The following is a 24,142-nucleotide window of genomic DNA, read 5'->3' on the forward strand; positions in this document are numbered from 1 at the left end:
ACGTGAAACTTGGGGCGGCCTAGCGTGTCACTCCGAGGGAGGGGCGGTGGTGCCCTGCGGGTGCCATGGCGGGGGTGCTGCTCTGATATTTGTCGTGTTCGATTGGGTCAGCAAAACCTGCAAGGCATGTTTTCAATAAACTCATCCATTCTGAATAATGTTTCGAACGGCAGGCTTGATGCGATCTTCAATATTTACGCGGTCAGAAACAGCGGGCTTTGACCATGCACCGCGATTTAAGTGGGCTTGACGTAGTCGCCTGCTTCCGGCTTCCTCGAGAAAATAAAAAGGGACGAGTATGCCGTTTTCAGCGACTGTGTTTAACGTGCTTATAGCCTCCCCATCTGACGTCCCTGATGAACGCAATGCGATCGCCCAAGCTTTACATGATTGGAACTCATTAAACGCTCAGTCGGAAGGCATGCTCCTTCAGCCGGTAATGTGGGAAACGCATAGCGCCCCGGCTATGGGGGATCGGCCCCAAGGCATCATCAACAATCAAGTGGTTCGGAGCTGCGACCTACTGATTGGAGCATTCTGGACCAGGTTAGGTTCACCAACCGGGGTCGAAGAAAGCGGAACAGTCGAAGAAATAAAGTGGTTCCTCGGTGCAAAAAAGCCGGTCATGCTTTATTATTCTAAGGCATCTATCGATCCGGACATTATAGACCTAGACCAATATGGTAAGTTAAAAGCATTTAAGACATCTATTCGTGATAAGGGTATTCAAGAAGAATATCGTTCATCCGAGGAGCTCCGGCAGAAGCTATCGCGACATCTAACAATCGTAATGCGTGATATGAATATCGGGCCGGTGATCGATCGGAAGGCAGTCGAAGCGGCTAAAGCATCAACACGCGATGAAATCGATGAAGCCCCTAAGCCGAAGGTCCGAGTTCTAAAAAGAACGCCTAAGGAGGACGCTAAGTTCTGGCTGGAGGATTACACCGAAAAGGCTTTCGTAATTCCCGGTGACACAGTCGAGTTTGGCGACAAGCTGAAGGAGATGGGTGGCAAGTGGATGACCACGCGTGATGGCCGAAAAGCCTGGATGTTTGCGAAGCGCCGCATCGACGATGTCGCTAAGACGCTCAAGGTGAAGCCCATTTTGCGTGATAAGCCAAGCTGAGGCCTATAGGCTACTTCATACCGGCCACGACACAACCGTGTATGTGGTCGAGTCGTGGTGTCCCTTGCCGCTTGTGGTCGGGCTGGCGAATGTCCGCTAACGCCCATTCTCCGACGTGAGATAGCCAAATTCGCTCCCTGAAAGCAGGCGTCGAAACCGACCTCAACCCGTTCGTCCCCGCTCGGGTGTGATCTAGCCGTCAGCCGGAACATGGCCCAAACAACCGTGCGAGCATGTGCAAGGGCTATTCGATTCTCAAGTCCACAAACTCTTTTTGAATAACATCAGATATATATTTGACTACCTCTTGTATAATTTCATAGTTAAGCGGATCATTGAGGTGCTTAAGATTTTTGATCTTCAATATATCATCTAATTGTGCAATATCCTTCTCTGTCAAGCAGAATATATCCTCGAGGTTGATACTTGTTGTAAAGCACACGCATTGGACGTTCGTGAACCGTCCTTTTGCCCATTTCTTAAAGACCTTGTTATCGAACGGATATGGCTTCGGCCCGACCTCACTAGATTGCCAAAACTTTATCAGCCTCCACTCGCCGCAACCTCCATATGGGATATAACCGTCAGCTATTCTTCGAGCGTCTTGACCTCCGGAGTTCAGGCGGCGTAGTATAGCCTTGGAATTTTCCTTAGATAACACACCTACTTTAAAGTTGTAATGATCCGACTGTCTATTTGCTACTAGTTTCCTGTCAAACTCGCTATTATAAGCGGCATAGATTGAATGTGATTTCAAGATAGGCTGGTTCATGCCTGCAAGTGATATTCTCTTACTATAGCCATCTCAACGACTTTGAGCGCAAAGCAGACACCGGCTGATCGCTGCGCCGGTCGTGCCCCGTCACGCCGAAAATGAGCAACGATCGTCGGCTAACTGCGGTTGATGACCGAAAGCGGTCGGACTGTTGCCCACTACTTTCAGCCATTCCGCTGTCGCAAAATCGGCGACATGCGCGACGTCCGAAACTTAGCCTTTTTGCAGCAGTTAGTCAGTGGCTTCAGCTACCAGCACGGTCCAAGCTACTGTCCGCGCTTAGCTGATTGGAAAGCTGATTTAGAACGCTGACGTACATCTCGCTGATTGATCTGGCGCCCCGCTCACCGGCTAAAATCTCGACTAAGATATCTATGCTGATCACTCCCCCAGCGGTCGCAGCAAGAAGTTGCTGCCCAATTATGTCCCGCATCGCTGGCATCAGGGTTTCGGTGTTCTCTGACAATCCGCTTGGTCGTACCGGGTCGAAGGCTAGCAGTTCGTCGAGCATCGCGATGAAGGGCACCGTCTCAGGGGTGGCGCCGAAGGCCAGCTTCAGTCCACTCACGACGCGCTCGCACAATTGCAAAATCATCGTCGTTGGAAGCTGCTCGTTGAGTAGGGTCGCGATGGCGTCCGAGCGATCAGACACAGGCCGAGCAGCAATATTCTCCAAGCGCATAAGCAGCGGTGTTGCGTCGCGCCGGTTTACATAAATGCTGATTTTTTCGAACAGGATGCGCAAGGCGGATTGCATAATGCCATCGGCAATCGCGGTTTCCAGTGTCTGTTGGGACCGGTCAGTTTCGACTGTGCCGAGCCCGCCTGGCTCAATGGCCACCTCATGGATGTCGGCAGGCGCGCCTCGCGCGAGCGGATTGATAAACGTCGCCATCGCCCTGGCCTCTTCGGCTTCCGCAAGTTGAGCGATATCGACAGCGAAGTTCAGGCTGCCGAATATCGATACTAACGCTTTGGCTTTGCCGTTGGTGTCGACCCCGACCGCGATCATATGGCCGAACTCGAAGGGGTTCACGGGCAAGTTGGCGAAAGCGTCGACCGGTGCCCAACCTGCCCGCGTTGCCGCCTCCTGCCCTAGCACATAGGCCTTAAAATCATGCAGCGCTGGCGTTCGTGCGGCGTCGGCAAAGTGATGGGCGAAATAAGTCAGTGCGAGGTAGGCAATCGCCCGCAAGCCATTGGAACCACCGAATGTAAGTTCAAGCCGCGGACCGGGATAGAACTTTGGCGGATTAATTTGCCGCTCGCCGAACTCGACACGGTTGCCAGCATCATGTTGTGCTTTCACCCATGCCTGGAATTGGGCATCGGTCTGAAAATTAAGCGTGCCGGTCGTCACTTCTGGCGTGTCGCTCGTCACGTCAAATCGAGCCGCTAGGGTCGCGTGTCCACCGACGACATTTAGGGTCCGGCCGTCCTCAACTGTGACTGGATAGTGGGCGACCTTCCGGTCCCGGTCGCTTTCGACCATCAGGATGGAGTTGATGACGCGGAGCTGCTTCGCCAGTACAGCGGCGCCAGGACCGAGCGCCTGATTATGCTCGCTGCAGTAGATGCCGGCATTGACCCTGCGGCCACCGAGCGCGGCCGGAAAAAGATGCTCTCTAGAACCGGTTGCCCCTCCGCAAATGATGCAGCTTCTTTTCGCCATGCCCAATAGTATCACAAACTCGCGGAAGCACCTGCAACGTAAGGCGTGGGGTGTGCGTCGCAATCGTAGCTTTATTCGCGCTTCCGCCGAGGGCTAGCAGGCAAAACGTCATCAGTTCGAAATTCGAAGGGTACGTTGCAAAAGAGATCCCTTTTGCGACGCGACACAAGCCGTTATCGGTCTCGAATGTCGCAAAAGCAGCGACATTCGAGACGTTCAAAACTCAGAGGTTTAGCGACAGCTCCACATTACGGCCGACGCGACGCTGACATTGCGCGCTGTGATCGGCTAACGATACCGCCGCCCACGCCGGATGGCAGGCAGAATGCGGGGATCAGCAACGCGCCAGCCGGCGTAGCCTGGGAATCGATCGAGATAGTAGTTGATAGCGATCTTCGCAAAATCGCGAAAATCTTGATTATTCCACAGTCCGATGATGGTGGTCCGATCAACCCGCCGTATCTTCTCATCCTTCTTGTAGACCCAGCCCAGATACACATCGAGCTTGGGTTGTTTGCGTCCATGTTCGTGGCCGTGCGGGATCGATGGGAAGAAATCGTCGTCTGCCTGGTGAAATTCCCAATCCTTTAGCGGGCCTGCAACCACTCTGAAGGCCAAGCTGTGATCAGCATCGTCATAATAGGGGCCGCTCGTTTCCACCGGGTCTGATGCCCCGACCTGCTCCTTGTCACTGTCCAACCAAGGAAGTTCGTCGTCGACCGCCTCATCGCCGAGCAGGTCTGTCGCATAATGAGCTGCCCCATCCTGGGGGTTGGCGATCACACGCAACATATTGAGCCGCGCCTCGTAATAGGTGCGCCCAATCAATCCGCTGTCGAATGCGAAGAGCGTTAACCGCAAGTAGTCGCTTGCGGCCTCGGCGCTCAATGTCCCCGTCATTGGATCGCGCCGCTAGATGCAAAGGCGTGGACCCGATCACGCACAGCTGCCTTCAGCGCGGCAACTACGGCGTCCAGTGTGGTAGGATTGTCATCCTCCTCCACGCCGTTGCTGTAGATGTCGCCTTCCCAAGCGCCATTGACGAAAATGCCATCAAGGCCGGATCCCTTCTTGTTCCAATCCGCCGCAGCAACGCGGTAGCCCTTGTCGGGGTAAACGCGTCGCGCCTCCAACTGCGGGATGCGGAACGGCACCGGTCCGCCCATGAACTCCATTGCGTCTGGTGAACGGAGCGTCATCCGGGCACGCCAAGCGCCGTAGTCATAGCCGGCAGGCCGTTCGATCGTTATACGCACATCGTCCTCCAGATTGATGCTGTGGGTCGCGACGTGCCGCTCCACCAACTCGCGCAGCACCGCGGCCGGTGTTCGCCCGAGCGCTTCGCAGACCGCGAGAAAGTCGGCATGAACGGTGTCAGTTACCCGCACTTTGAGTATGGCATTTTTGTCCATTGGGAACTCCTTGTGGCCCAATATCACAATATGTGACCCGTGAACGGGATTGCAAGGGGCAGCTCGCAACCAGCCACCCTCCAGCTTGAGCGGTGGTCATCAAGTCTCACCTATGCGACGTCTGTGTACTGCCGGTGCACTTGATGACCCTTTGATTGCCGTCAGCACGACCAAGGAGAGACGCCATGGCATCCGACCCCATCACGACCCTTTCCTCCTATGTGACGTGGCTGGAGAAGCATCCCGTGCCCGCCGGCAAGGTGGCGATCTTCCGCGGCTTGGCCGACACCGCCTTCGACCTGCGCCCGTCCGTATTCCGCAATGACGTGCGGACGCAGCGCGAGCACCTGCTCTTGCGTGAGCTAATCGCCGCGCACCCTGCCGACTTCGCCGGTGACGCTTCGGCGCTAGAGCAGCTCGTCCGGATGCAGCACTTCTCGCTCCCGACGAGGTTGCTGGACGTGACCTGGAACCCGCTAGCCGCGCTCTGGTTCGCCACGGAGCCGTTCGCAAAGGAAGTGTCTACGGGCAAGCTGACCAAGCGCGGCAAGCCGGCGGTGAAAGGCGCAGTGGATGCTGGGCGACCGTGGCTACGACGCAGACTGGTACAGGGACGCCCTCCAGGCAAAGGGCGTAACACCCTGCTTTCCAGGCCGAAAATCCCGGATCGTCCCCGTCAAATACGACAAGCGCCGCTACAGAAGCCGGAGCCGTATCGAAATTATGTTCGGCCGGCTGAAGGACTGGCGTCGTGTCGCCACTCGCTACGATCGATGTCCGACCGTATTCTTCTCCGCTGTGGCCCTCGCCGCCACCGTCATCTTCTGGCTCTGATCAACGAGTCCTGAGCCTAGGCCTGCTCGCCAACGGTCACTTCCGCCTGAAGCGACCGGTTCACTGTCGCAAAAGCGGCGATATACGCAACGTCCGAAACTTAGAACATTCGCGACATGACCGCTTTCTCATAACTCCGTCGACACGTGCCCGTTTCGGGAAACTGCAATCGGGAAGGCTCGTCGCTGCCGGTCTGCCGTACGAGTAGCGCACAAGGAGGGAGGCTATCTACCCTGGCCGCTGTGCGCGCATGACTCGCAGGCCATATTCTTAGAGACACTCACCCCCGGAACCCTGACCGGGTTACAATCTCAGACCAGCCGACGCGTTACCTAATAGATACCCCAAGGCAATAAGTGCATTGATTATAAAATCCTCCCACCAGGGGCCACCAACCTGATGATGATAACAGACACTGATAGCGGAAAACTGGCTTTTGTGCCTGGCGAGAATGCGTCGGACGTTATGCCAGCGAGCTGGCGGCTTGCACTTGAGGACAACGCCGAACGTATGGCGGTCGCGAGCCGCTGGCCCGAGTTTTGCGTCCGCGTCAGCGCTTTCGATCGGCATCACCTATTGTCGCTGACGGGGCTTTATACGTTGATTGGCGCAGCTGAGTCGCTCCAGCGCGAAGCTGCTTACACTGAGATTGCAGAGATGGAGATGTTGCAAGCTATCGCGCTCGCAGCCAAGCCTTATTCCTTGGCTCCGGACTTGCAACCTGATCAAATTTCGGCATTTTGGAAAGAACTGCAGACGCAGTGTCATGTGGCAAGTATGCTAGAGTCCTCTGATGATCAAACTGATATTGATCTGCTCGCTCGTGTTCACTCTGCGTATTACCGGAATCCATATGGGGACAAGTTCTTCGACCGCATGATACTCACTGTCACGGAAGACTACGACAAACGATACATTAGGGACGGGTCTTTTTTCTCCCTTGGTCGGTCCATCGTATCATTGCGCAAATACATATGGGAAAAATTTCAGTCTCACCTCGAGCAATCGCGCAGAGCCCTGAAAGGCAGTCGCGAGTCCGTGCTTCAAGTTCTCAAGTCACTTCACTCTGCGGTCCTCGAGCGAGAATTTGATGATGCATTCTCAGCGGCGTCGATCGCGGACCTTCGCAAAGCCGCTTTTCAGGGCCTCGAGAACGCCGCGGTCGATCGCCTATTCATTATTGAACAGGAGTGGATCGATTCACAAGAGAAAGCAGGCTTGCCGATGGAAAGGCTGCTAGCATCTCTTTCATTGCAGACAAGCAGTGTGACTGATCCGGTGGTAATTGTAGCGGACAATCCTATCTGGCATTCTCCGGTCGTGCGAACGCCAGAGTTCTATGCGCTTTACAGCGTACTAACGTTGACTAGCTTTCCGTTTCGTTGTTTACTTAGACTTTTGAGCGACGTCAAAGACGCAAAATTGCGTATTGAGAAGGTTAGGGGTGAATTTGTAGAATTCGAAGGGAAGCGCCTGCTTGCAGCCTCGTTTCCGACTGCAAAAGTTGTGCTTGGTGGCTATTGGCATCGTGCGAATGGTGAGCGAGTTGAAAGTGATCTGATTGTTCTCGTTGCAAATCGGCTATTTATTTTAGAAGCGAAGGGATCGCTAATTCCAGATCGCGTACGCTTCGGCGCTCGAGATGCAACTACGCGGTTTCTGAAATCTATTTGGGGTAAAGCGTCAAAGCAGGGGGCTGCTCTTGCGGATCACGTCCGCCAGTCAGACGCCCCTGTGCCAATTTCGGACGCTAAGGGCCGGCATCTACTGACCTTAGACCCAAGCAAAATTCGATCGATATCACGATTTGGGATTTCAGTAGAGCAAGTCGGGCCGATGATGAATGCGCCTGAGATGCTGGAGAAAGTCGGAGTTATCAATAGTACTTCTATTGCAGCTCCTTGCATAATGTTGGCAGAGCTTGAGCAGGTGTTTGGATATATACCTGGGGAGCTCCAACGGCTTCATTACCTGTTGCGACGCGCTCAAATTGCGCAGTCTTATCAAATTATTGGAGATGAAATGGACATATTTACAACGTATGTCCAGTTCGGCTTTTCTGATCTACCACGTGGTGATCGTACGCTACTGATACTTGGAGCTTCTTACACGTTACACGAGTATCTCGATGCCGAGGGGGTCCTGGTTCTGCCTTCGGATAGCTCCCTGCGTAGTTCTCCCATGTTCCAGAACATACTTAGACAAGCCAAACAGCGCTCGGCGGAGGTCTATCTTGAGCTCGGCCTCCTGTTGATGGACTTTTCGCTTGCCCGGCAACTCGCATTTGAGAAGGCCGTGCGCAAGGCATTCAGCAAGAAGCCGAAGGGCGACGATTGGCCAGTGGCAATGACCGAGGTGGACGTGCCGGGCGAGAAGGGGGCTGTTGGCCTCGCGCTCGTCGATCCGCGTTCGCTCCCCCTTGAGCGCCGTCAAATTGGCTACAACGTGCTCGGTGCGATGGCCGAACAATTCAACGCAGTGTCCTCAGCAAGCATAATCACATTGTGGAAAGGCACGGAAGCTTACGACGCTGTCTATCTGGGCGGCCAGACCCTAAGGTCTGCCGTCAGACGGGCCGCCCCGAGCTAGCGCTCTGCCGATTGACGTCCCCCTGTTAAGGATACCCGTTTTCTCGTGTCGTTTAGGCCATTTCGAGAAAATCGATTTGGGAACAAATTTTGAGAAAACGGCAGGCAGCACAATGCTTTTCAGGGCGGTGAGCTGAAGATTCTCACCTAACCTTCCTAATCGAGAAGCCTCCCGAGTTTCAAACTGCTGGCAATAAATCTTGCCAGCTAAATATCATGCCAGTTTGCCAGTTTGCCAGTTTGCCATGATGCCTAATTGCTGGCAATACGTCTTGCTGTGGTGCTGGCCTGCTGCTATGCCAGCAATATGAAAACGGTTGCCATAGTTAGCCAGAAGGGTGGAGCTGGGAAAACGACCCTCGCGCTCCACATCGCGACAGCTGCGGAAGTCGCTGGTCTCCCTTCAGTCATCATCGACCTTGATCCCCAGGCAAGTGCTGCCGGGTGGGGAGACAGTCGGCAAGGCGAGGCACCAGTAGTTGTCGCTCTCCCTTATTCGCGGCTCAGCCACGGCCTCAAAGCGGCAAGCACGGGCGGTGCGAAACTGGTCGTCATCGACACGGCGCCCCATTCAGACAGCGTTGCGATCGCGGCCATCAAGGCCGCCGACTTGATCCTAATTCCGTGTCGAGCTGGGATTCTTGATCTTCGTGCAATCTCGACAACGGCAGAGCTCGTCGCCAGCGCCAAGAAGCTGGCCTACGTAGTACTAAACGCCGTTCCTCCACGTGCTACTCAGCTTCTTGCAGACGCCCAGGCTGCCGTCGCGCAGCATGGGTTGGAGGTTGCCCCTGTTGGACTTCAACAGCGGGCGGCGTTCGGTCACGCTTTGACGGCAGGGCAAACGGCTCCAGAGTATGAGCCGAGTGGTAAAGCGGCGGAAGAGGTCGATCAAATGCTCCGGTGGCTCCGAGCCACTTTGCAAATCTAGCGCGATTTATTGCCAGCATTTAGGCATGCTGCATTGCCAGCAAAACCGCAATATTGTATTCTTGGCACAATAATATCTGGGAACGAACTATGGCCAAGCGACCGAGCCTTGCAGAAAGCATGAAGGCGGCAGTGAAGGATCCAGTTTCGGTAAAGACGCCGATCGTCCCTGATGGCCTGTCTGATGCAACCTCAGCCAAGTCGGTTCTTAGCAGTGGCGGGTCGGCGAGCGGCTATCGAGCTAAGACACGAGAAGGCATGAAGCGCTTGACCGTCGTCGTTGAGCCGGAGGAACATCGCCGCGTCAAGCGGCTGTCCGCCGACACCGATCGGTCCATAGAGAGCTTGATGCGTGAAGCGCTTGCAAACTTGCTGGCAAGCCACAATGCCTGATTGCCAGCAATAAGGCATTGTGGAGTGGGGCGTTTGAAGTGGCCTACATTTGTCAAAAGAGGGACTAGGCCTAACCGATTTTACCGAGACGCAATTAGTCGCGGCCCGGTATCCATGAAGGTGACGATTTCAACTTTGCCTTCGATACGCGCTTTTCGCCCAGTTTTAGGACGTAGCACTTCGTCCATGGCTTCTTGCCATTCTTCTGAACTTTTACCGGACCAACGGAGTCTGTAGCCCGTCACAGTGCTTCGAGGACCACCTTCGCGGATGACCTCAACCTCAACGTTGCAGTCGGAGAGCGCATTAACTTCCGTTAGCGCCGGATCAAGAACTCGCCGTTTAAAATCTGGAAAACGGGTTAGAAGGTCGCGGTCAACACCTAACAGCTCGCGAAAATCATCAGGTTTAAAAAACTGGTTATCGTGCTTTAAGTTTATGCGGAGGCAAATTGCTTCGTAAAGAGCTAGTGCATATTTTGATGAAAAAGCAAACATTACCGAAGCTTTGATCCGTCCCCAATAGTCAGAGCGGGATATGATATCCCGAACTTCACGATGAAACGAATATGTAACTTCACCAGTTGGATTATCTTCATCGTCAGTTGTTGTGGTGCTAGCGAGAAGCTGAACTCTCGTTGTTGCTTTATTCCCGTTGCTGTCCCGTGTTGGAATCAAGATCAGCGTTTTCATCAAATTTTCAATACTATCTCGGACCCGCTCACCGCCGCGGTGACTAGGGCCACGTAAGCGCGCCATTGGAATACGATGTGGCTGGTCCGACGCGATATTGTTGCCCGCACGCTCGATCAGCAAATTAAGAACCCGGCGATCATGCAGAGTAAGAGCAGCGCTCTGGCGAATGTCGATCAACTCACCAGGCTTCACGATTCCCTCGGAGGAATGCCGTTGCTTGATGGTACGTCCCATGGCGCCATTCTCTATCGTGACGTGACAAAGGTCAATCTGTCACGTCACGATGTTAGTATGGCAGTCAAATATGGGCGCCCCAATTTGTCACGATGTGGCATCGTCAGTGTACATCCCTAATGAAGCAAGGCATCCGCCAAGTCACTGATAAGCATAGAGATATTCTCGAGTTCAGCTCATTTCGAGAGCTAAGCGACAGCAAAGGTCCCATCCGTCACGATCGACCCCCAATTTGTCACGATACCCCCCCCTAGATGTCACGACCAAAGCCCCCCGTTCGTCACGTTAAACCCCCGAATTGTCACGCTATCGGCTATAGCGACCTTATTTATCAACGACTTACTGGACGGGAATCTACTGAAGTTATAAAGTTAGAAACTCTGAAGGCAGAAGCATGCTCAAACGCATGGAAATCCGACATGATTTTCAACCGCACTGTATGATGAAAAACATTCCGCTACACAGGACCCAGGGCCACAGCTTGGGAGAACGAAGGCACTGGGTATCGTGGTTTCACACACCGGGTGTCCTAAGAACGTTCTGGACGAAAATAGAATTGCCCCAGCGGGGCAATGCACCTTGGTTACGTGTCGGCTTCGCCGCCACAAGACGGCCTAACGGCCGTAGGCTTCCCGTAAGAAGCCAGCCGAAACGACGGTGTATTACTGTCGCCGTGGTGTAGGCGGAAAGCGTAAAGGTGAGGTGGTACCCCGAAACTCACCGTCCACTTCGACCTACCGAGAGGTTAACCGGCATGACGCGATTGATGCCGGCGAATGTCACGAACCCAGTACGAGTGGGAAGATTGCGGATCTCGGTCGCAAGCTGGACGGGTGAGCGAGTATATTGGCTGGATAGCGAGGTATTCTCGCCCGTGGATGTTCGACTCTGCGATTGACGGCTGGAGCTGCGGGCAGTCTGGGTGCGTGTTTCCTCGAACTCTGCCTCACCCAGCTCCTTGGCAACCTTCTCGGCGAGATCGCTGGCGGTGCAGCGTAGGAACAGCCGGTTAGAGAAGCACCCAAACAGCGTCTGCGCGGTTTCCCGACCATACCGTTCAACGAGTTGGCTTAAATCCTGGATGGCCGCGACCACTGCGACGTTGCTTTTTCGGAGCCGCGTGACAGCCTCCTTCAGCCCCACAATTGTGCCGATCGAGTCCAACTCGTCGATGATGATCCACGTCCGGTGTGTACCCGGCCGTTCAGCGCGCTCGAGCCCGGCAAGCACAAGCATATCAACCCAGGCAGCAATTGCCGGTCCCTGCGTGCCTTTCTCCATGTCGCGATAGGGCAGCCATAGCCAACGCCGATCGTCACCGGTCATGTAGCTGCGCAGCGAGAAATCGCCGGATTTACCGTATTTCCAGCTCGCTAAACGCTCGCCGAGATTGTTGCGGACACTGACCAGGTAACGGTCGCCGCCTTCCGCTAGCAGCGAGGCAGCAGGCGTACCTTCCAAAATCGGAGCTAGAGCCTCGGCCGACCAAGCCGTCGCAATTGTCAGCAGTTCTTGGTTGGTGGTCTCGGTGCCGACCTGCTCGCAGATCGCGGTCAGAAAGGCTTGGGCTTTGCGAACCCATTCGCTCGACTCCCCGCTGCCGATCGCCGGCACGCTAGCCGCAACGAACCGCGACCATTCCGAGGGCCTGCGAATTTCGTTGCGCAGATCCCAGCCGAGTGAGGCGTCGTCACCCGATGACAGCACCAGATCGGCATCGCGGCGAAACGAGCGGGACAGATCATGACCGGCATCGATAACGATCGCGCGATCGCCCCGGCGCCGGATGTCACCGAGCAGTTGGCGCAGGGCGACGGTCTTGCCGGTGCCCGTGCTAGCGCAGATCAGGCTGTGCAGCGTCTCAACGTCGGGTGGCATCGGCAAACTGCCAAAGCGCACTAAGCCGTGCCTGGCGGCCTCGTCGCCGATCAGGTTCATGCGGGCGTCGGCAACTACCTCTGCCTTGGTCAGCTCGCGATCCTGTTTGCGTGCGTCATCAAGGATAAAGCGGACATCGACACGGCTCGGCTTAAGAGCGGCAAGCGCGCGATCGTCCCGCCGGCGTCGGCGATCATCGGATGGGTTGAGCGCGCGGGCAACCAGGGTGGCGGTGAAGGCTGGCATGTCGGTGCGGGCGATGAGGGTGGTACCGCGCATGTGACGGCGAGTGACAGCGGGTTGTGCCGATCGGGCTAGCCAGAGGCGGTAGGCCACCCCCAGGGCGCAAAGCACGCCCAAGGCTCCGCCAAGTGCCAGAGTGACGGTAACGGCCCTGATATAGGCTGGAGCGGCGACATAGCCGCCAGCGAGGTATAAGTTCAGGTGTGACCAGAAGGCGAACCAGTGAGCAGGCTGTGCCTTCGTGCCGAACGCGAACCCGACCCACGCTGTGAGCGACGCAAAGCCGGTTACGCCGGGTGCCATGCCGAGCTTAAGGAAACCGGCCACGAGCGGGAAGATCAGCGTCGCCATTCCGGTGGAGACGAGCAACGCCAACACAACCAGGCCGGCGATCCGAAGGCCCAGGCTCGGGCCGCTGGGGTTCATTGATCCGAGCTGCCGGGCTGGCGGGGGTTCAGCATCTCTACCATGCTGAAGGGGACCTTGCCGTCGATGAAAATACGGGGGCCGTTAACTTCTATCGCAGCCGCCATTTCAACGTAGCGTTGTTTGTCGTTTGAGGCGAATTGCTCGAATGCGTAGCGACCTCGGGCCAAGCCGGCGTTTTTAAGCTGTCCGGTTGCGAGAATGGCTGGCGAATAAGCCCATACGACCAGTTCGGGCCAACCTGCTTTCTCATCGTCGGGATAGTAGAAAGCGGAGATCATCGGCTCTGCCATGAGCCTGCTCGGTGTATCATTCCACTGCTGTAAGGGCGGCCACACTGGAACACCCGAGGGCTGGGAGATCATGGGGCGACGCAGCACATCCATGAATGCGTCAATTTCGGATTCTGTGTCGAGCAGTGCAAAATTGGGTTCAGATCCCGACCGATCGAGAAAGGGCGGCTTGAGACGGTAGGCGATGGCGTAGGGCATCACGTCCATACCGCGATCGTAGCGCATGACCTCGAACATATCGGCGTAGGTTGGTGCGGGGGTAGGAGAGCGGCGTTTGGCAAAGAGCTTACGCAGCATCAGGGTTGCCTTCCTCGATGGTGACGGACTTGAGCCGATCGACTAGTCCCGCGACAGCCTTCTTATCGTGATCGCGCATGATCTCGTTGTCGAGAATAGCGAGCAGGCGTCGAGCGAGGCTTTGGGATCGAAGCGCCTGAGAAATTACGGCTGCACCGACGACAATTTTCTGCCGGGTATCCTCTGAACGCGCCTTGTCTTTGAGACGGGCGAGGTTTGCCTGAGCCTCAGCGATCTTCTGTTCGAGTGTAAGTGCCATATGCAATCTCCCGAGGTGCACAAGCTGTCATAGAACCACAAATGGCGTCAATGGTCCCAAGCGAAGAATGAGTGAAGGGCACGCTTATACATTGACGTTTGTCAATGTGCGTGGTCTCAAGGGCTATGCCCTGCCGACGGCTCCCAAAGCGCTTTCGCGCTATGAGGCTCCCGCCTCAAACTCCGGCCAGCATCATGCTGCTGGACCGCGTTTCGTAAGTGGCGATCTTCCGCTTTGCCGTCACCGTGATTTCGCGCTCAAAAGGGCGCTCATCGGTAGCGGCTGCGGCATATCGCGCAGGTGAAGAATTGCTGGATGAGCGAACCGGCGCGGTGCATGATTACACGCGCAAGTCCGACATCCAGCACAGCGAAATCATGGCACCGGAGGGGGCGCCAGATTGGTCGCTGGATCGACCGGCGTTGTGGAACGCCGTCGAGGCCGGGGAGCGGCGCAAGGACGCCCAGCTCGCCCGCGAAGTGCAGCTTGCCCTACCGCGCGAGCTCGACGCGGATCGACAGATCGCGCTGCTGCGTAGCTTCGTGCGCGATGAGTTCGTTTCGCGGGGCATGGTCGCGGATTTCTCACTGCATGATCATACCGGCAGCGACGGCCAGCCTCAGCCGCACGCGCACGTGATGCTCACCATGCGGTCGATCGATGAGACCGGGTTTGGGTTGAAGGTGCGTGACTGGAACAGCGACGAGCTGCTGGTGCACTGGCGTGAGCAGTGGGCGCATCAGGCGAACGCGCAGCTCGCCCAGGCGGGTGAGGATGCGCGGATCGATCACCGCACACTCGCCGTGCAACGAGCGGAAGCACAGGCTAACGCGTCGGCCGAGCCTGAAGGCGAGCAGCGCGATGCGCTGGTGGTGCGGGCGGCGGAGATGGATCGCGAGCCGTCGCCGTATCTTCGGGCGTCCTGGTACATGGAGCAGAAGGCGCGTGCGTCAGCCGAAGCGGCAGGGACAGCGTATGAGCCGGTTACCGATCGTGGGGGCTGGCTAGCAGAGGTGCGGACGATCGCGGCCGAGCGGCTAGAGTCCGTGCGGGCGTTCGCGCAGGACCTGGCACAGCGGGCCTCCCAGACATGGCGACACTGGACTGGGCAGGACCGGGAGGAGGTGTCATCGTCCACGACGAGCAGCGATGCAGCCGAGCGATTGCAGCGCGGAAGGGAGGCGGCTCAAGCGGGTCAGCCCAACGCTCAATCATCGTCTGCGGCCGAATTGCTGCAACGGGCCGGGCAGATCGCCCAGGCGGGGCAGGGGCAAGGCGTATCGGGATCTGACCGCTTGCAGCGCGCCAGGCAGGTCGCCCAGGATCAGGGGCAGGCACCAACCCGCTCGCGTGACGGGCAAGGGCAAGGGCAAGAGTGAGTCAGCATGGCAGCGAGCGATCGGACCATTCCGAAGGAGACACCTGAAACCGGCGTCGCCTTCGCGCGCCGGCGTTAAAGGGCTCCCGTTCACCGACAACTCTGGCCCGCAGCGTGAGCTGCATGTCCAGACCGACGTCGAGTCAGGCCCTAACGAACGACATATGGAGACTATCGAGGAGCTGCCCGGCCTTTCCGATCCGCTTGCCGCCTATGAGGCAGGGCGTGCGCTGCGGATGATCGACTATATCTTTGACGAGCAGGGATCGCCGGTATCGGCTGCCGGGGCTTTCGTGCCTCAGATCGCCGACGCGGTACTGTATTTCGCACTACGCGGTGAGAGGCAGCCATTCGGTGCGGCTGATATGGCGTTAATGTTTGCCGAAACGTGCACACCAGCGGACGCGCCGCGTGAGATGCGCGAGCAAAACGAGACGGCAATCCTAAAATATGCGCGACAGCGACCGACTATCGCCACACGTGTGCGCTAAAGTCCGAATCTTCTATGTTGACAAACGTACATACAAATGCCATCATAGACTATGGATAGCAAAATCGTTGCAGGCTTTGACTGGGACGACGGCAATCGCGAAAAATGCAAGAAGCACGGTGTCACGGTCGCAGAAATTGAGAGCGTGTTCGCCGGCACACCGGCGATCGGACCGGATGCAGCGCATTCGACGGCGGAAACGCGGTTCCTTGCGATCGGACGGGCCAGCAGTGGCCGGCACGTATTTCTAGCGTTCACGTGGCGCGATCGGGACGGCGCCAATCTGATCCGGGTCATCAGCGCCCGTTACATGCACGCCAAGGAGGTTGAGCACTATGAGCGAGGATAAGCTCCTACCGCTGTTTTCGAGCGATGATGATGCCGAGGCGTTCGTCGGATCGGCCGATCTTACTGGCTACGACCTATCCGCGCTCACACCCACCAGGTTTGAGTTTTCGAGCAAGGATGCGCGGGTGAACATGCGCCTGCCTGTCGACCTGCTCGATGCGGTGAAGGCGACCGCGGCGCGCAAGGGGATGCCCTATCAACGGTTCATTCGCCAGGCTCTGGAGCAGGCGTTGCACGGATAACGAGGCCGAAGGATTTTTGCAGGGTGCTCGTATGGAAAATGGAGACCAGTTCCTTCGCCTGAAGGAGATCCGTCAGCGGATCGGGCTTAGTCAGAGCACCATCTATAGAATGATGAAAGACGGCACCTTCCCACCGAATGTCTCTCTCGGGCCAAGGACATCAGTCTGGCTGGCAAGCGAGGTGGAAGCGTGGATCAGCTCGCGTCAGCCCGCGGAGCGTGAAGCATGGTCGCCACCGCCCTCTCCAACAAGGAGGGTGGGCGAGAAGAAGCCCCCACCGCTCGTGCCGAACGAGAAGGGGGCGGAAGCTGCAGCAAAGATTGCCGGTGTCGTTGGCATAGCAATCCCGGATGGTGAGGTGCCATCGGATCAGGACATCGCTTTGCGTTTCCCTGATTGGCCCGAACTGATGCGACAGCGGACGGCAGCCGCGTATCTGGATCTCTCGGAATCAGCATTTATACGAGAGGTTTATCGCGGAATTTTGCCATACCCGATTGTGCTTGGCGGCCGGCAATCTTGGAGCAGGCAGGAGCTAGATTCCTCGATCACCAAGCTGCTCGCACGCAAACAGGCACCACGATGATGGTCAGCAATACGGGCCCAACAAACGTTCATGCCGCCTCCATGAGCTGCCGAAGGAAAGTCTAACTTTCTCGCCGGTCTAGGCGGTGCCGCATTGATCGGTATAGTCTCGTTAAGGCGGCGCCCCACCGTAACACTGCATCAGCCGTTAAGGCTGCCAAATCGGGCGAGCGGAACAGTACCCCGGCTAAGCCCAAACGGGCGGCCGGGCTCACCAGTAAGCCCGACATTCGCATCTTTATGTCCTACTCGCATTAGGACGCGGCAGCGCAGGCGAAGCTAAATACCTATCTAGGGTCGCGCTCACAGATCATACCAATCGAAACAGTTGGTTTTGGTCATGAAGGCTTGCAGGACCCGATCGGACGCTTCGACGAGTTTGAAATCGCGGAAGTTCTGCGGTGATTTCTCGCCATGGAACAGGTTGCAGCGCACTTGGTAGATAGTGCGTAACACCTGCTCCCAATTCGGCTGCTGGCCAGGCAACCAGTCGATCGGCTGCTGTTTGACATTGGCGGCTGCGCAAGCGGCGAGCAGGGCCGGTCGGTCATGCAGGCGGAAGGCGTCATGCCCGATTTTCCTACGGACATCCCGCACGTTTAGTACCGGCCACGCTGTTGCGAACGTGTCGACTAGATGCCGATATTCTCTATCGCTCGTCATCATCTGATCGTGCGCCGCAATCAACCGAGGTTCCGCTGCCAATGAATCGATCATTGCGCGGTCGGTATATTCAAGCGTTATCGCCGACATCCAACCGTTGAACGCCATCCACCGATAGATGAACGCGAAGAATGACTGTTCGTGACGATTGGCGCTAGCTAGGAGTTCGCTTGCTACGTCACGCGACGCCGGATCGAGGCGATGAAAATTACTGAAGCTGATCATCGGCTTACCCTTCCTGTCCAACGTCGCTTGGCAAGATGGGTAAGGTGCCACTGACCTCACCTTGTCCAGCGGTCTGTTTTAGCGGGACGATGAAGCTCGTTATCCAAGCGCGCGCCACACGTCGCTCCAGTTCCTCGCGCAGCTCGACCCTCTCCTCAAACCAGGCACGCAGCCGGCCTGCGACGCCCTCACGGTAGGCACCCATGCCAAGGCCATACTCGTGTTCGCACGCGTCCCATAGGTCCTGTGCGCGGCTGAGTGGCTGAAAGTAGACCGCGGCTGCGTGATGCCTCGCTGCATTGACGAAGTCCGCTTCCCATTGCGCGACATTGGCGCGGACCTGCATCAAAAATCCCTGGGCGCTAACTAGTTCGATATTATCGAGATCGGAGTCGATAATCGCTATTAGACCCCCTACCAATTCGCTCGACCGGACTTTGGCCTCTGCGGCGGCGCCGTCTCCGAGATACTGGAAAGCGTCGAAATTCCAGAAGCGTCCAGCGCGCCGGGTTGCAGCCCAGATCGTACGCGCATGAAGAGTCATAACCGCGGTAAGCAGGCGTTCGTGCGCGGGGCGTCGGGCACCGCGCAGGTTGGCTTGACGGTTGGCGAACCGGTCAAGGTTGCCGCTCACCGTCGACAGCGCCGCTAGCGCCTCAGCCTCCGCGCGATTGCCAATCATCTGGTCGATTGCAGCAATCGTTGCTTCTGCAGCTCTTGCCTGCGTCTGGCGGACCGACGCGATACGATGGAGGACGAATGTCGTCAGTGCGCTCGGTTCGTCGGCGCTCGCGTCAAACGCAAAGGCCTCAATACCGGCAAGGCCTATTTTTTGTAGCGCATCATCCACCTGCCCGAGCTTAATGTCATAGCCTTCGTCCCGATCTTCGGCACTCTCGCCGGAATCCTGTCGCATCGACAGTGCGTCGCCGACGCGCGCCAACGCGACGATCGCCACGCGATCAAGCAGCGCGGCATCTGCATTGGTCTCGGTGATATGAGTGAGCAGCGCTTGCGAGCTAGGATCTGGCGCGCTGCCCCACTTGGAACAGAGCAGGGTAACCGCTCGCGGATTATTCATATGCGACAGGATGTCCGGGCGGACCGCACTAACATCAACACCGCGTGTGTCGATCACTGCGATGGAAAGACCTGTGTCACCCACCAACGCGAACGGTACAGTGACCGTGATACGGTCGGGCAACGAGAAATCATCGTGGCGGCCGTTGTTGATCTCGATGAAGGTCGAACGAAGCCATTGCCGTCCGGCCCGAGCATCAATGCCGTCGAACTCGACGCTGCGCCGGCTCCGGCGCCATAGGCTCAGCCTTGCTGCAAATTCTGCTGAGAATGCATCTAACGATGTGAATTTTGCTGCGAGATCGGACGCAGGATCGGGTGCAGTCGTGGCACCTTTGCGAGCTCGCGCTGGGCGAGGCAACTCTGCCATATTGCGCAGAGCCCGCTCAACCTCTTCGGCTGGTTTATAGTCCGGCGTTGTCGTTGATGCCTCGCCCGCGAGCTTCTCGAACACGCTTTTACAGACTTCGCCGACCAGTTTGTAGATTTCCTCGTCGCTGACCGGTTCGACCGTCAGCGCAAACTTCTCTCCAGTCTCAACCCGCACGTCGCACAGGGTCGTACGGCCACCCCCGGTATCCAACAGCATGCCTTTAAGGTCGGCAGCGGTTGCCCCGTCGAGCACAAGCCCCGCTTGGCGGCAGGCCGCCGTTGTCTTACCGACCCCAATCTCCCCGACATAGACCACTTCGTGGTCGAGTGAGAGCAGGTAGCGGCCCGCATCTTCAAGTCGCCGATCAAGCAATTGTGCCTGCCCAGCTAAAACTGTGGGTACCTGACCATCCTCCAGGAAGGCTCGCACCCGGTCAAGGCCGTGCTCAACAGCTACTAACGTGTTGAGATCCGGGTGTCGTAGTGACGGGCGTGGGAGGTGCGTCCAGTTAAGGCGCAGCAGTTCCCCAAAAGCTTGCGCCTCAGGTGTTCCAACAGCCGTAACATAGGCTTCGATGTCAGTGTCGTCACCGTCTCCAGCCTCGATCCGGGACACGCGCGTTTGATTTGCGCTCATCCGTTCAGCGACTTGGCGTTGCGTGAGGCCAGAAGCACCTCGCAAATTGGCCAGTATGAGTCCCGTTTCGTTATTCACGATTTTACTCACCTTATTCAATGCATATTTAAATATATTCATCAGTAGACTGAATGCAAGCTCTTTGTGGAACTCTTGAGAGGCTGCCAACCCGGCGGTCTCAGAACCGAACGGTTGTGACACCGTCGCCCTGCACCCGTGTCTCCGCGGGTTTGTAGTTGTCAGAACCCGGTGTCAGGCTTCGGCCAGACCCGCTCGGCAAGCTTCTTGAACTCCGGTACGCTGAGCGCGCCTTTTTCCCGTGACTTCGATCCTGGAACAGCAAGCCGGTTCTCGACATCGCTGTAAGATGCTTCCCAGATTTCGCGCGGTTCGAGGGTCAAATTATCCAGCAGCACGAGCAGCACGGTGTCACAGTCGGCATCTCGTTTGATTGTGCCGAGGCGTTGGCTCCTGTTTGCCTTTTCCCCATAGGCCCGCCCCTTGATCTGTACGCGCACGGGGCCAGCCGGCGTCTGCCGTACCGCATCGTATCCTTTGGTGCGGGGCGGGGCGAGTTCGAGGCACAGCAGCTCTGCTGCGACATATTCGGCGACCTCACCGGTGACGCCCAGCGGCTTGCTTGTGAGCTGGTAATACTCTGCCGCTAGGGGTCTAACAGCTGCGAGGATTTCGCGGACACGTCGGGCTTGAGCATTCTCTGTCATCGGCAAAAAGGTCTACCTTTCTACCGGAGCAAAGGCCGGCTTAGCGTCACAACCGCTCGGTTGTCATACCAAGATGATCGTCGGTTTTGCGCCCCAATTATGGACGCTCGAATTCGCTTTCCACCCTCTCATAACCAGCCGTTTGCAGGGGGAATCCGATACAGCTCTAACCGCGCCGTCCCCTGCCTCTTCAGCTCAGATCGATACTTATGGATAAGCCGAACGACTGACGAAAAAGCCGGAGACTCGAGGATGATAAGGCTTGTCCGCCAAAACAGACAATTATGCAGATAGAGTTTCCAGCCCTTGATAGTGCGTTGGAGCAACGGCCTTGATCATTTCTAACAGATATTTGACGTTCTTCTGGCTCTCCGCAACTATTGCGGGATCAAAGCCTTTCCCTGTAAAGTGCGAGTTGTCATTCGTGAATTTGTATATCGCAGCCTTCTTATCTTCGTCAAATTTGACCGTATCAAGTTTTTTATAAAGCTTCTCCGAGGATGGATAATGAAATTCAAGAAAGGTTTCGAGAAGTTTTCGCGCAACGTTCGGCATATGGTAACAGGACGCTATCGTCCCATCCGATTCAAAACGATGTAAGGTCTTAAAAAGAAATTGATATTCAGTCTGATGCTCGACTAGTAATCTATCCAGCTGTATAATTGTTGCAACTCTATCCGTTGCCGTCTCGGCGCACACAATCATGTAGTGCGAAGTGTGTCTTCTCGCGGACTCAAGCCAATTGAGGAGGAGCTTCAGAAACTCGAAATTATGCGTAAGCAGGAAAACCTGCTTCGCGTTTCTGACTGCATTTTTCAGGCAGGCGAAGGCTTGGTAGATAGCGGAAGAGTCGAGACTCGAAATCGGGTCGTCGATGACGACGATCCCTTCACCCACGTCAAATTCATGATCGCCGAGCTGAACGATGAAATAGAGAAACGCGATAGCTGTCTTTTCACCTTCGCTCAGCCGTCTTGCCTGCTTTCCGCGCCGGAGAACCCGATATCCATCGTTAGCAGACTGAAATTCTAGGTCGGTCCGCCCTAGAAAATCGCGCAGGCGGTTTGTCATCTCCGAGCCGCCAGCATGAGCGCTTGATACCTTTGCACGCTTCTCCTTCACCGACGCAAGCAGCGCCTCCATGCTGCGTGGTTCAGCAAATTCCGGTGCGCCATTCAGGAGCTTGGCGGATTCAATCTTATGCTCTTCGATCTGCTTTTCGAATTCAGTGACCTGCTCGGCGATCTGCGCAAGATAGTGCCGTTCAAGTATCTCGCGCGCCTTGCTCTTGGCAGAGAAAAACTGGGCCGTCTTGATATTATGCCGTGCAAGAATGTCATCGAGGCTTACAGTCGCCTCAACAAGAGCGGCGGTTTCGATTCCAGCTTCTGCGTCGATCGAGCTAGACCGCCGAATGAGCTTATCGGCAAGGATCGCGTTAACCTCGGCTAGCCTGTCAAGCCAGGTTGAGCGCTCTACTTCCCAGCTTTTAACTACAGGATCATAGTCTTTTCGAAGTTCTGCATAGAGGCTCGATTGTGCTGCGGGTTCGACTTTCCGCAAGCTTTCCGCTAACTGCGTCCCTGTTTCAATCGCTACTTCGATCTCTGCTTTGAGCGATTGATCGGCTGCGCCGAAATGGTCGGCTAGCGCCTCGGCTCGACTAACCGGAATAGCCTGTGAGCAATACTCGCAAGCGCCGGAGGAATAATCCCGGTGTATTTTGATTCCCTCTTCGACCCATTTGGATATTTCTGGGTTTTCAACGAGGCGCTTTAACGCGCCTTCCTGAGCTGTCTTGCGCGTAAGGCTCTCGACCGTTCGCGAAAACTGAGCACAGGCGTCTACGAAGGATACAAGCTCGCCGTTATTTTCGCGCAGTTGCGACGGCAATCCAAATTTATTGACCGGATCGGCCTGTTCTTGCTGGAGCGTGGCGCGGCTAACCTCAAGCTCATCGTCGAGATAGCTCTTGAGCGGGCGCAGACGAACGAAGTCCTTCTCCGCGTCGGGCTTGCGATAGCCTCGCAGGGACACGCCGCTGGTCGCCTCGCCGATAGTCTTTGCGACCGCAGAGAAAATCTTGCCCTTGTCAGTGGTCGCCTTCTCGATGGCGGCCGATACCTCTTTTAATCGCAGCTCGCGGGCATCGTAGGTTGCCTGCTCGTTGCGCACCTCCTCCACCAGTTCTTTATTTTCGATGCCGACGATCAATATGGGGCGGATAGGGCTGTCAAATTTTCCGATATTCGCGTCGACGTAATCCGCGTTGAAAACACGCAGTTTTCTGGCGTATTTCTGACCCTTCGCAACCGCGCCACTCTCTCCATCAACGGCGAATTCCAGCAGCGGGTATTCCGTATGAGCGCCTTCGTTCAGCGCAGTAAACAGTCGCGAAAGCGTAGTTTTTCCGGCCCCGTTTTCACCATAGATCACGTTATAACGGGAGAATGCCTTGAGGCCCGGTGTTTGGCTGTAGTTGCCAAAAACCCCCAAGTTTTTGATGGTCGTTATGGCCCTCAGCATCCGTCGCTGTCCTTCTGCTTTTTCGAGTCCCAACCCTTCATGAAATATGGTTGGCCGTTATCGACATTCACGTCGATCGACTCTTCCCCGTATTCACCCGGCGGCCCCAGCACGATTGCTACGCGAAACTTCATTTCGCTCGGATCGCCGTCGGCGGGGAGGTCAAATCGCTCTGGCAGGCGGCGCAACTGATTGGTGTAATAAAACCATACATCATTGCCCTTCAGGAGAACCAGAAGTTGACGAACGCGCCGCCTCAGAGCGATGTCATCCGCTGGCGTCGGCTTGGCGAGCCAATCGCGTTTTTCCCATGTTAGCTCGGTCAAGAGCCGGACCAGTTCCTCGGCATACTCGCTGGTTTCGTTGCTGAGCTGAATGTCGATCTGTACAGTCAGGTCTTCAGAGTGCTGCGCGTCTTGAATTATCCTACCCGCGTCCATCGTTGCGTGAGCACGATCTTTCTCGAAGCGCGGTATGATCCGGTCTTTGAAAAGTCCGGCCAAGAGCTGCTCGGTGACATCGCTAGCGGTTGGCACGAGTTTAGGAGTGTTGATCGCGTAGGCAATCTGGTCGCGAGACACATTTAAATAGGCTGCGATGCGATCCAGTTCCGAGACCGTGACCGCCACATTCTCGTTCTCGATCGACCGTATCCGCCGCTCGCTGATGCCGATCGCGTGCGACATCTCTTTTTGAAGCGATCCCTTTTCGAGCTGCGATCGAAGCTGCTTTATCAAATTGCCCTGAGGCGTGACCTTTTTCATCGTAACCTCTGCGTTTGCTTTCTAGTCACAACGCTACAACAGGTTGCCG

The 24,142-nt window shown here is 56.3% G+C and carries 22 protein-coding genes and 2 pseudogenes; 11 read left to right on the forward strand and 13 right to left on the reverse strand.

The features are described 5' to 3' along the window. The first annotated feature begins 298 nt into the window (after positions 1-298). Positions 299-1,129, forward strand: coding sequence for a DUF4062 domain-containing protein (locus ABIC16_RS20985; protein ID WP_354292895.1), 831 nt, complete (start codon positions 299-301; stop codon positions 1,127-1,129). A gap of 244 nt (positions 1,130-1,373) precedes the next feature. Here the strand turns inward: ABIC16_RS20985 and ABIC16_RS20990 are convergent, their stop codons facing one another. The 4 genes from ABIC16_RS20990 to ABIC16_RS21005 form a co-directional block, all read right to left on the reverse strand. Beyond that, positions 1,374-1,901, reverse strand: coding sequence for a hypothetical protein (locus ABIC16_RS20990; RefSeq protein ID WP_354292897.1), 528 nt, complete (start codon positions 1,899-1,901; stop codon positions 1,374-1,376). A 247-nt stretch (positions 1,902-2,148) separates the two neighbouring features. After that, on the reverse strand, positions 2,149-3,576 hold the full coding sequence (locus tag ABIC16_RS20995) for a hypothetical protein (protein WP_354292899.1): 1,428 nt from the start codon (positions 3,574-3,576) through the stop codon (positions 2,149-2,151). A 288-nt stretch (positions 3,577-3,864) separates the two neighbouring features. After that, positions 3,865-4,476, reverse strand: coding sequence for a hypothetical protein (locus tag ABIC16_RS21000; RefSeq protein WP_354292901.1), 612 nt, complete (start codon positions 4,474-4,476; stop codon positions 3,865-3,867). After that, complete coding sequence (locus ABIC16_RS21005; RefSeq protein ID WP_354292903.1) at positions 4,473-4,988, reverse strand: hypothetical protein; 516 nt, start codon at positions 4,986-4,988, stop codon at positions 4,473-4,475. Before ABIC16_RS21005 ends, ABIC16_RS21000 begins: the two co-directional genes overlap by 4 nt. Positions 4,989-5,173: 185 nt before the next feature. Here ABIC16_RS21005 and ABIC16_RS21010 point away from each other — a divergent pair. The 5 genes and pseudogenes from ABIC16_RS21010 to ABIC16_RS21030 form a co-directional block, all read left to right on the forward strand. Then, positions 5,174-5,479: pseudogene (locus ABIC16_RS21010) on the forward strand (FRG domain-containing protein); the annotation flags it as partial. 70 nt (positions 5,480-5,549) lie between these two features. After that, positions 5,550-5,822: pseudogene (locus tag ABIC16_RS21015) on the forward strand (transposase); the annotation flags it as partial. A 399-nt stretch (positions 5,823-6,221) separates the two neighbouring features. Beyond that, positions 6,222-8,411, forward strand: a complete 2,190-nt coding sequence (locus ABIC16_RS21020; RefSeq protein ID WP_354292905.1) for a hypothetical protein — start codon at positions 6,222-6,224, stop codon at positions 8,409-8,411. Positions 8,412-8,666: 255 nt separating this feature from the next. Continuing rightward, on the forward strand, positions 8,667-9,341 hold the full coding sequence (locus tag ABIC16_RS21025) for a nucleotide-binding protein (RefSeq protein ID WP_502958372.1): 675 nt from the start codon (positions 8,667-8,669) through the stop codon (positions 9,339-9,341). A gap of 89 nt (positions 9,342-9,430) precedes the next feature. Further along, positions 9,431-9,733: a ribbon-helix-helix domain-containing protein gene (locus ABIC16_RS21030; RefSeq protein WP_354292907.1), complete on the forward strand. Its 303-nt coding sequence runs from the start codon at positions 9,431-9,433 to the stop codon at positions 9,731-9,733. Between the two features lie 80 nt (positions 9,734-9,813). Here ABIC16_RS21030 and ABIC16_RS21035 read toward each other — a convergent pair whose 3' ends face one another. The 4 genes from ABIC16_RS21035 to ABIC16_RS21050 all read right to left on the reverse strand — a co-directional run bounded on the left by ABIC16_RS21035 (position 9,814) and on the right by ABIC16_RS21050 (position 14,058). Next, positions 9,814-10,662 carry a replication initiation protein gene (locus tag ABIC16_RS21035; RefSeq protein ID WP_354292909.1) on the reverse strand — a complete coding sequence of 283 codons (849 nt, stop codon included), beginning with the start codon at positions 10,660-10,662 and terminating at the stop codon, positions 9,814-9,816. A 717-nt stretch (positions 10,663-11,379) separates the two neighbouring features. Next, entirely contained in the window at positions 11,380-13,134 is a 1,755-nt protein-coding gene (locus tag ABIC16_RS21040) for a type IV secretion system DNA-binding domain-containing protein (RefSeq protein WP_354292911.1), read from the reverse strand. A gap of 71 nt (positions 13,135-13,205) precedes the next feature. Next, positions 13,206-13,799 (reverse strand): hypothetical protein, encoded by a 594-nt coding sequence (locus tag ABIC16_RS21045; RefSeq protein WP_354292913.1) that lies wholly within the window; start codon positions 13,797-13,799, stop codon positions 13,206-13,208. Further along, a complete protein-coding gene (locus ABIC16_RS21050; protein ID WP_354292915.1) occupies positions 13,789-14,058 on the reverse strand; it encodes a mobilization protein in 270 nt (89 codons plus the stop codon). Before ABIC16_RS21050 ends, ABIC16_RS21045 begins: the two co-directional genes overlap by 11 nt. Before the next feature lie 218 nt (positions 14,059-14,276). Here ABIC16_RS21050 and mobQ point away from each other — a divergent pair, with 218 nt between their 5' ends. The 5 genes from mobQ (at position 14,277) to ABIC16_RS21075 (ending at position 17,102) form a co-directional block, all read left to right on the forward strand. After that, on the forward strand, positions 14,277-15,437 hold the full coding sequence (mobQ, locus tag ABIC16_RS21055; RefSeq protein ID WP_354292917.1) for a MobQ family relaxase: 1,161 nt from the start codon (positions 14,277-14,279) through the stop codon (positions 15,435-15,437). A 163-nt stretch (positions 15,438-15,600) separates the two neighbouring features. Then, on the forward strand, positions 15,601-15,927 hold the full coding sequence (locus tag ABIC16_RS21060) for a hypothetical protein (RefSeq protein WP_354292919.1): 327 nt from the start codon (positions 15,601-15,603) through the stop codon (positions 15,925-15,927). A gap of 51 nt (positions 15,928-15,978) precedes the next feature. Beyond that, a complete protein-coding gene (locus ABIC16_RS21065) occupies positions 15,979-16,275 on the forward strand; it encodes a BrnT family toxin (RefSeq protein WP_354292921.1) in 297 nt (98 codons plus the stop codon). Continuing rightward, positions 16,262-16,516, forward strand: coding sequence for a CopG family antitoxin (locus ABIC16_RS21070; RefSeq protein WP_354292923.1), 255 nt, complete (start codon positions 16,262-16,264; stop codon positions 16,514-16,516). Before ABIC16_RS21065 ends, ABIC16_RS21070 begins: the two co-directional genes overlap by 14 nt. 31 nt (positions 16,517-16,547) lie before the next feature. Continuing rightward, complete coding sequence (locus tag ABIC16_RS21075; RefSeq protein ID WP_354292925.1) at positions 16,548-17,102, forward strand: helix-turn-helix transcriptional regulator; 555 nt, start codon at positions 16,548-16,550, stop codon at positions 17,100-17,102. A 302-nt stretch (positions 17,103-17,404) separates the two neighbouring features. On the opposite strand, the gene ABIC16_RS21080 is transcribed toward ABIC16_RS21075, so the two are convergent. The 5 genes from ABIC16_RS21080 to ABIC16_RS21100 all read right to left on the reverse strand — a co-directional run bounded on the left by ABIC16_RS21080 (position 17,405) and on the right by ABIC16_RS21100 (position 24,093). After that, positions 17,405-17,989, reverse strand: coding sequence for a hypothetical protein (locus tag ABIC16_RS21080; protein WP_354292927.1), 585 nt, complete (start codon positions 17,987-17,989; stop codon positions 17,405-17,407). Positions 17,990-17,993: 4 nt separating this feature from the next. Next, positions 17,994-20,198 (reverse strand): helix-turn-helix domain-containing protein, encoded by a 2,205-nt coding sequence (locus ABIC16_RS21085; protein ID WP_354292929.1) that lies wholly within the window; start codon positions 20,196-20,198, stop codon positions 17,994-17,996. Between the two features lie 119 nt (positions 20,199-20,317). After that, complete coding sequence (locus ABIC16_RS21090; protein ID WP_354292931.1) at positions 20,318-20,803, reverse strand: DUF6998 domain-containing protein; 486 nt, start codon at positions 20,801-20,803, stop codon at positions 20,318-20,320. Positions 20,804-21,085: 282 nt separating this feature from the next. Further along, positions 21,086-23,329 (reverse strand): AAA family ATPase, encoded by a 2,244-nt coding sequence (locus tag ABIC16_RS21095; RefSeq protein ID WP_354292933.1) that lies wholly within the window; start codon positions 23,327-23,329, stop codon positions 21,086-21,088. Next, positions 23,323-24,093 carry a helix-turn-helix domain-containing protein gene (locus tag ABIC16_RS21100; RefSeq protein ID WP_354292935.1) on the reverse strand — a complete coding sequence of 257 codons (771 nt, stop codon included), beginning with the start codon at positions 24,091-24,093 and terminating at the stop codon, positions 23,323-23,325. Before ABIC16_RS21100 ends, ABIC16_RS21095 begins: the two co-directional genes overlap by 7 nt. Positions 24,094-24,142 lie beyond the last annotated feature (49 nt).

Source organism: Sphingomonas sp. PvP055 (genome assembly GCF_040546365.1).
GTDB lineage: Bacteria > Pseudomonadota > Alphaproteobacteria > Sphingomonadales > Sphingomonadaceae > Sphingomonas > Sphingomonas echinoides_A.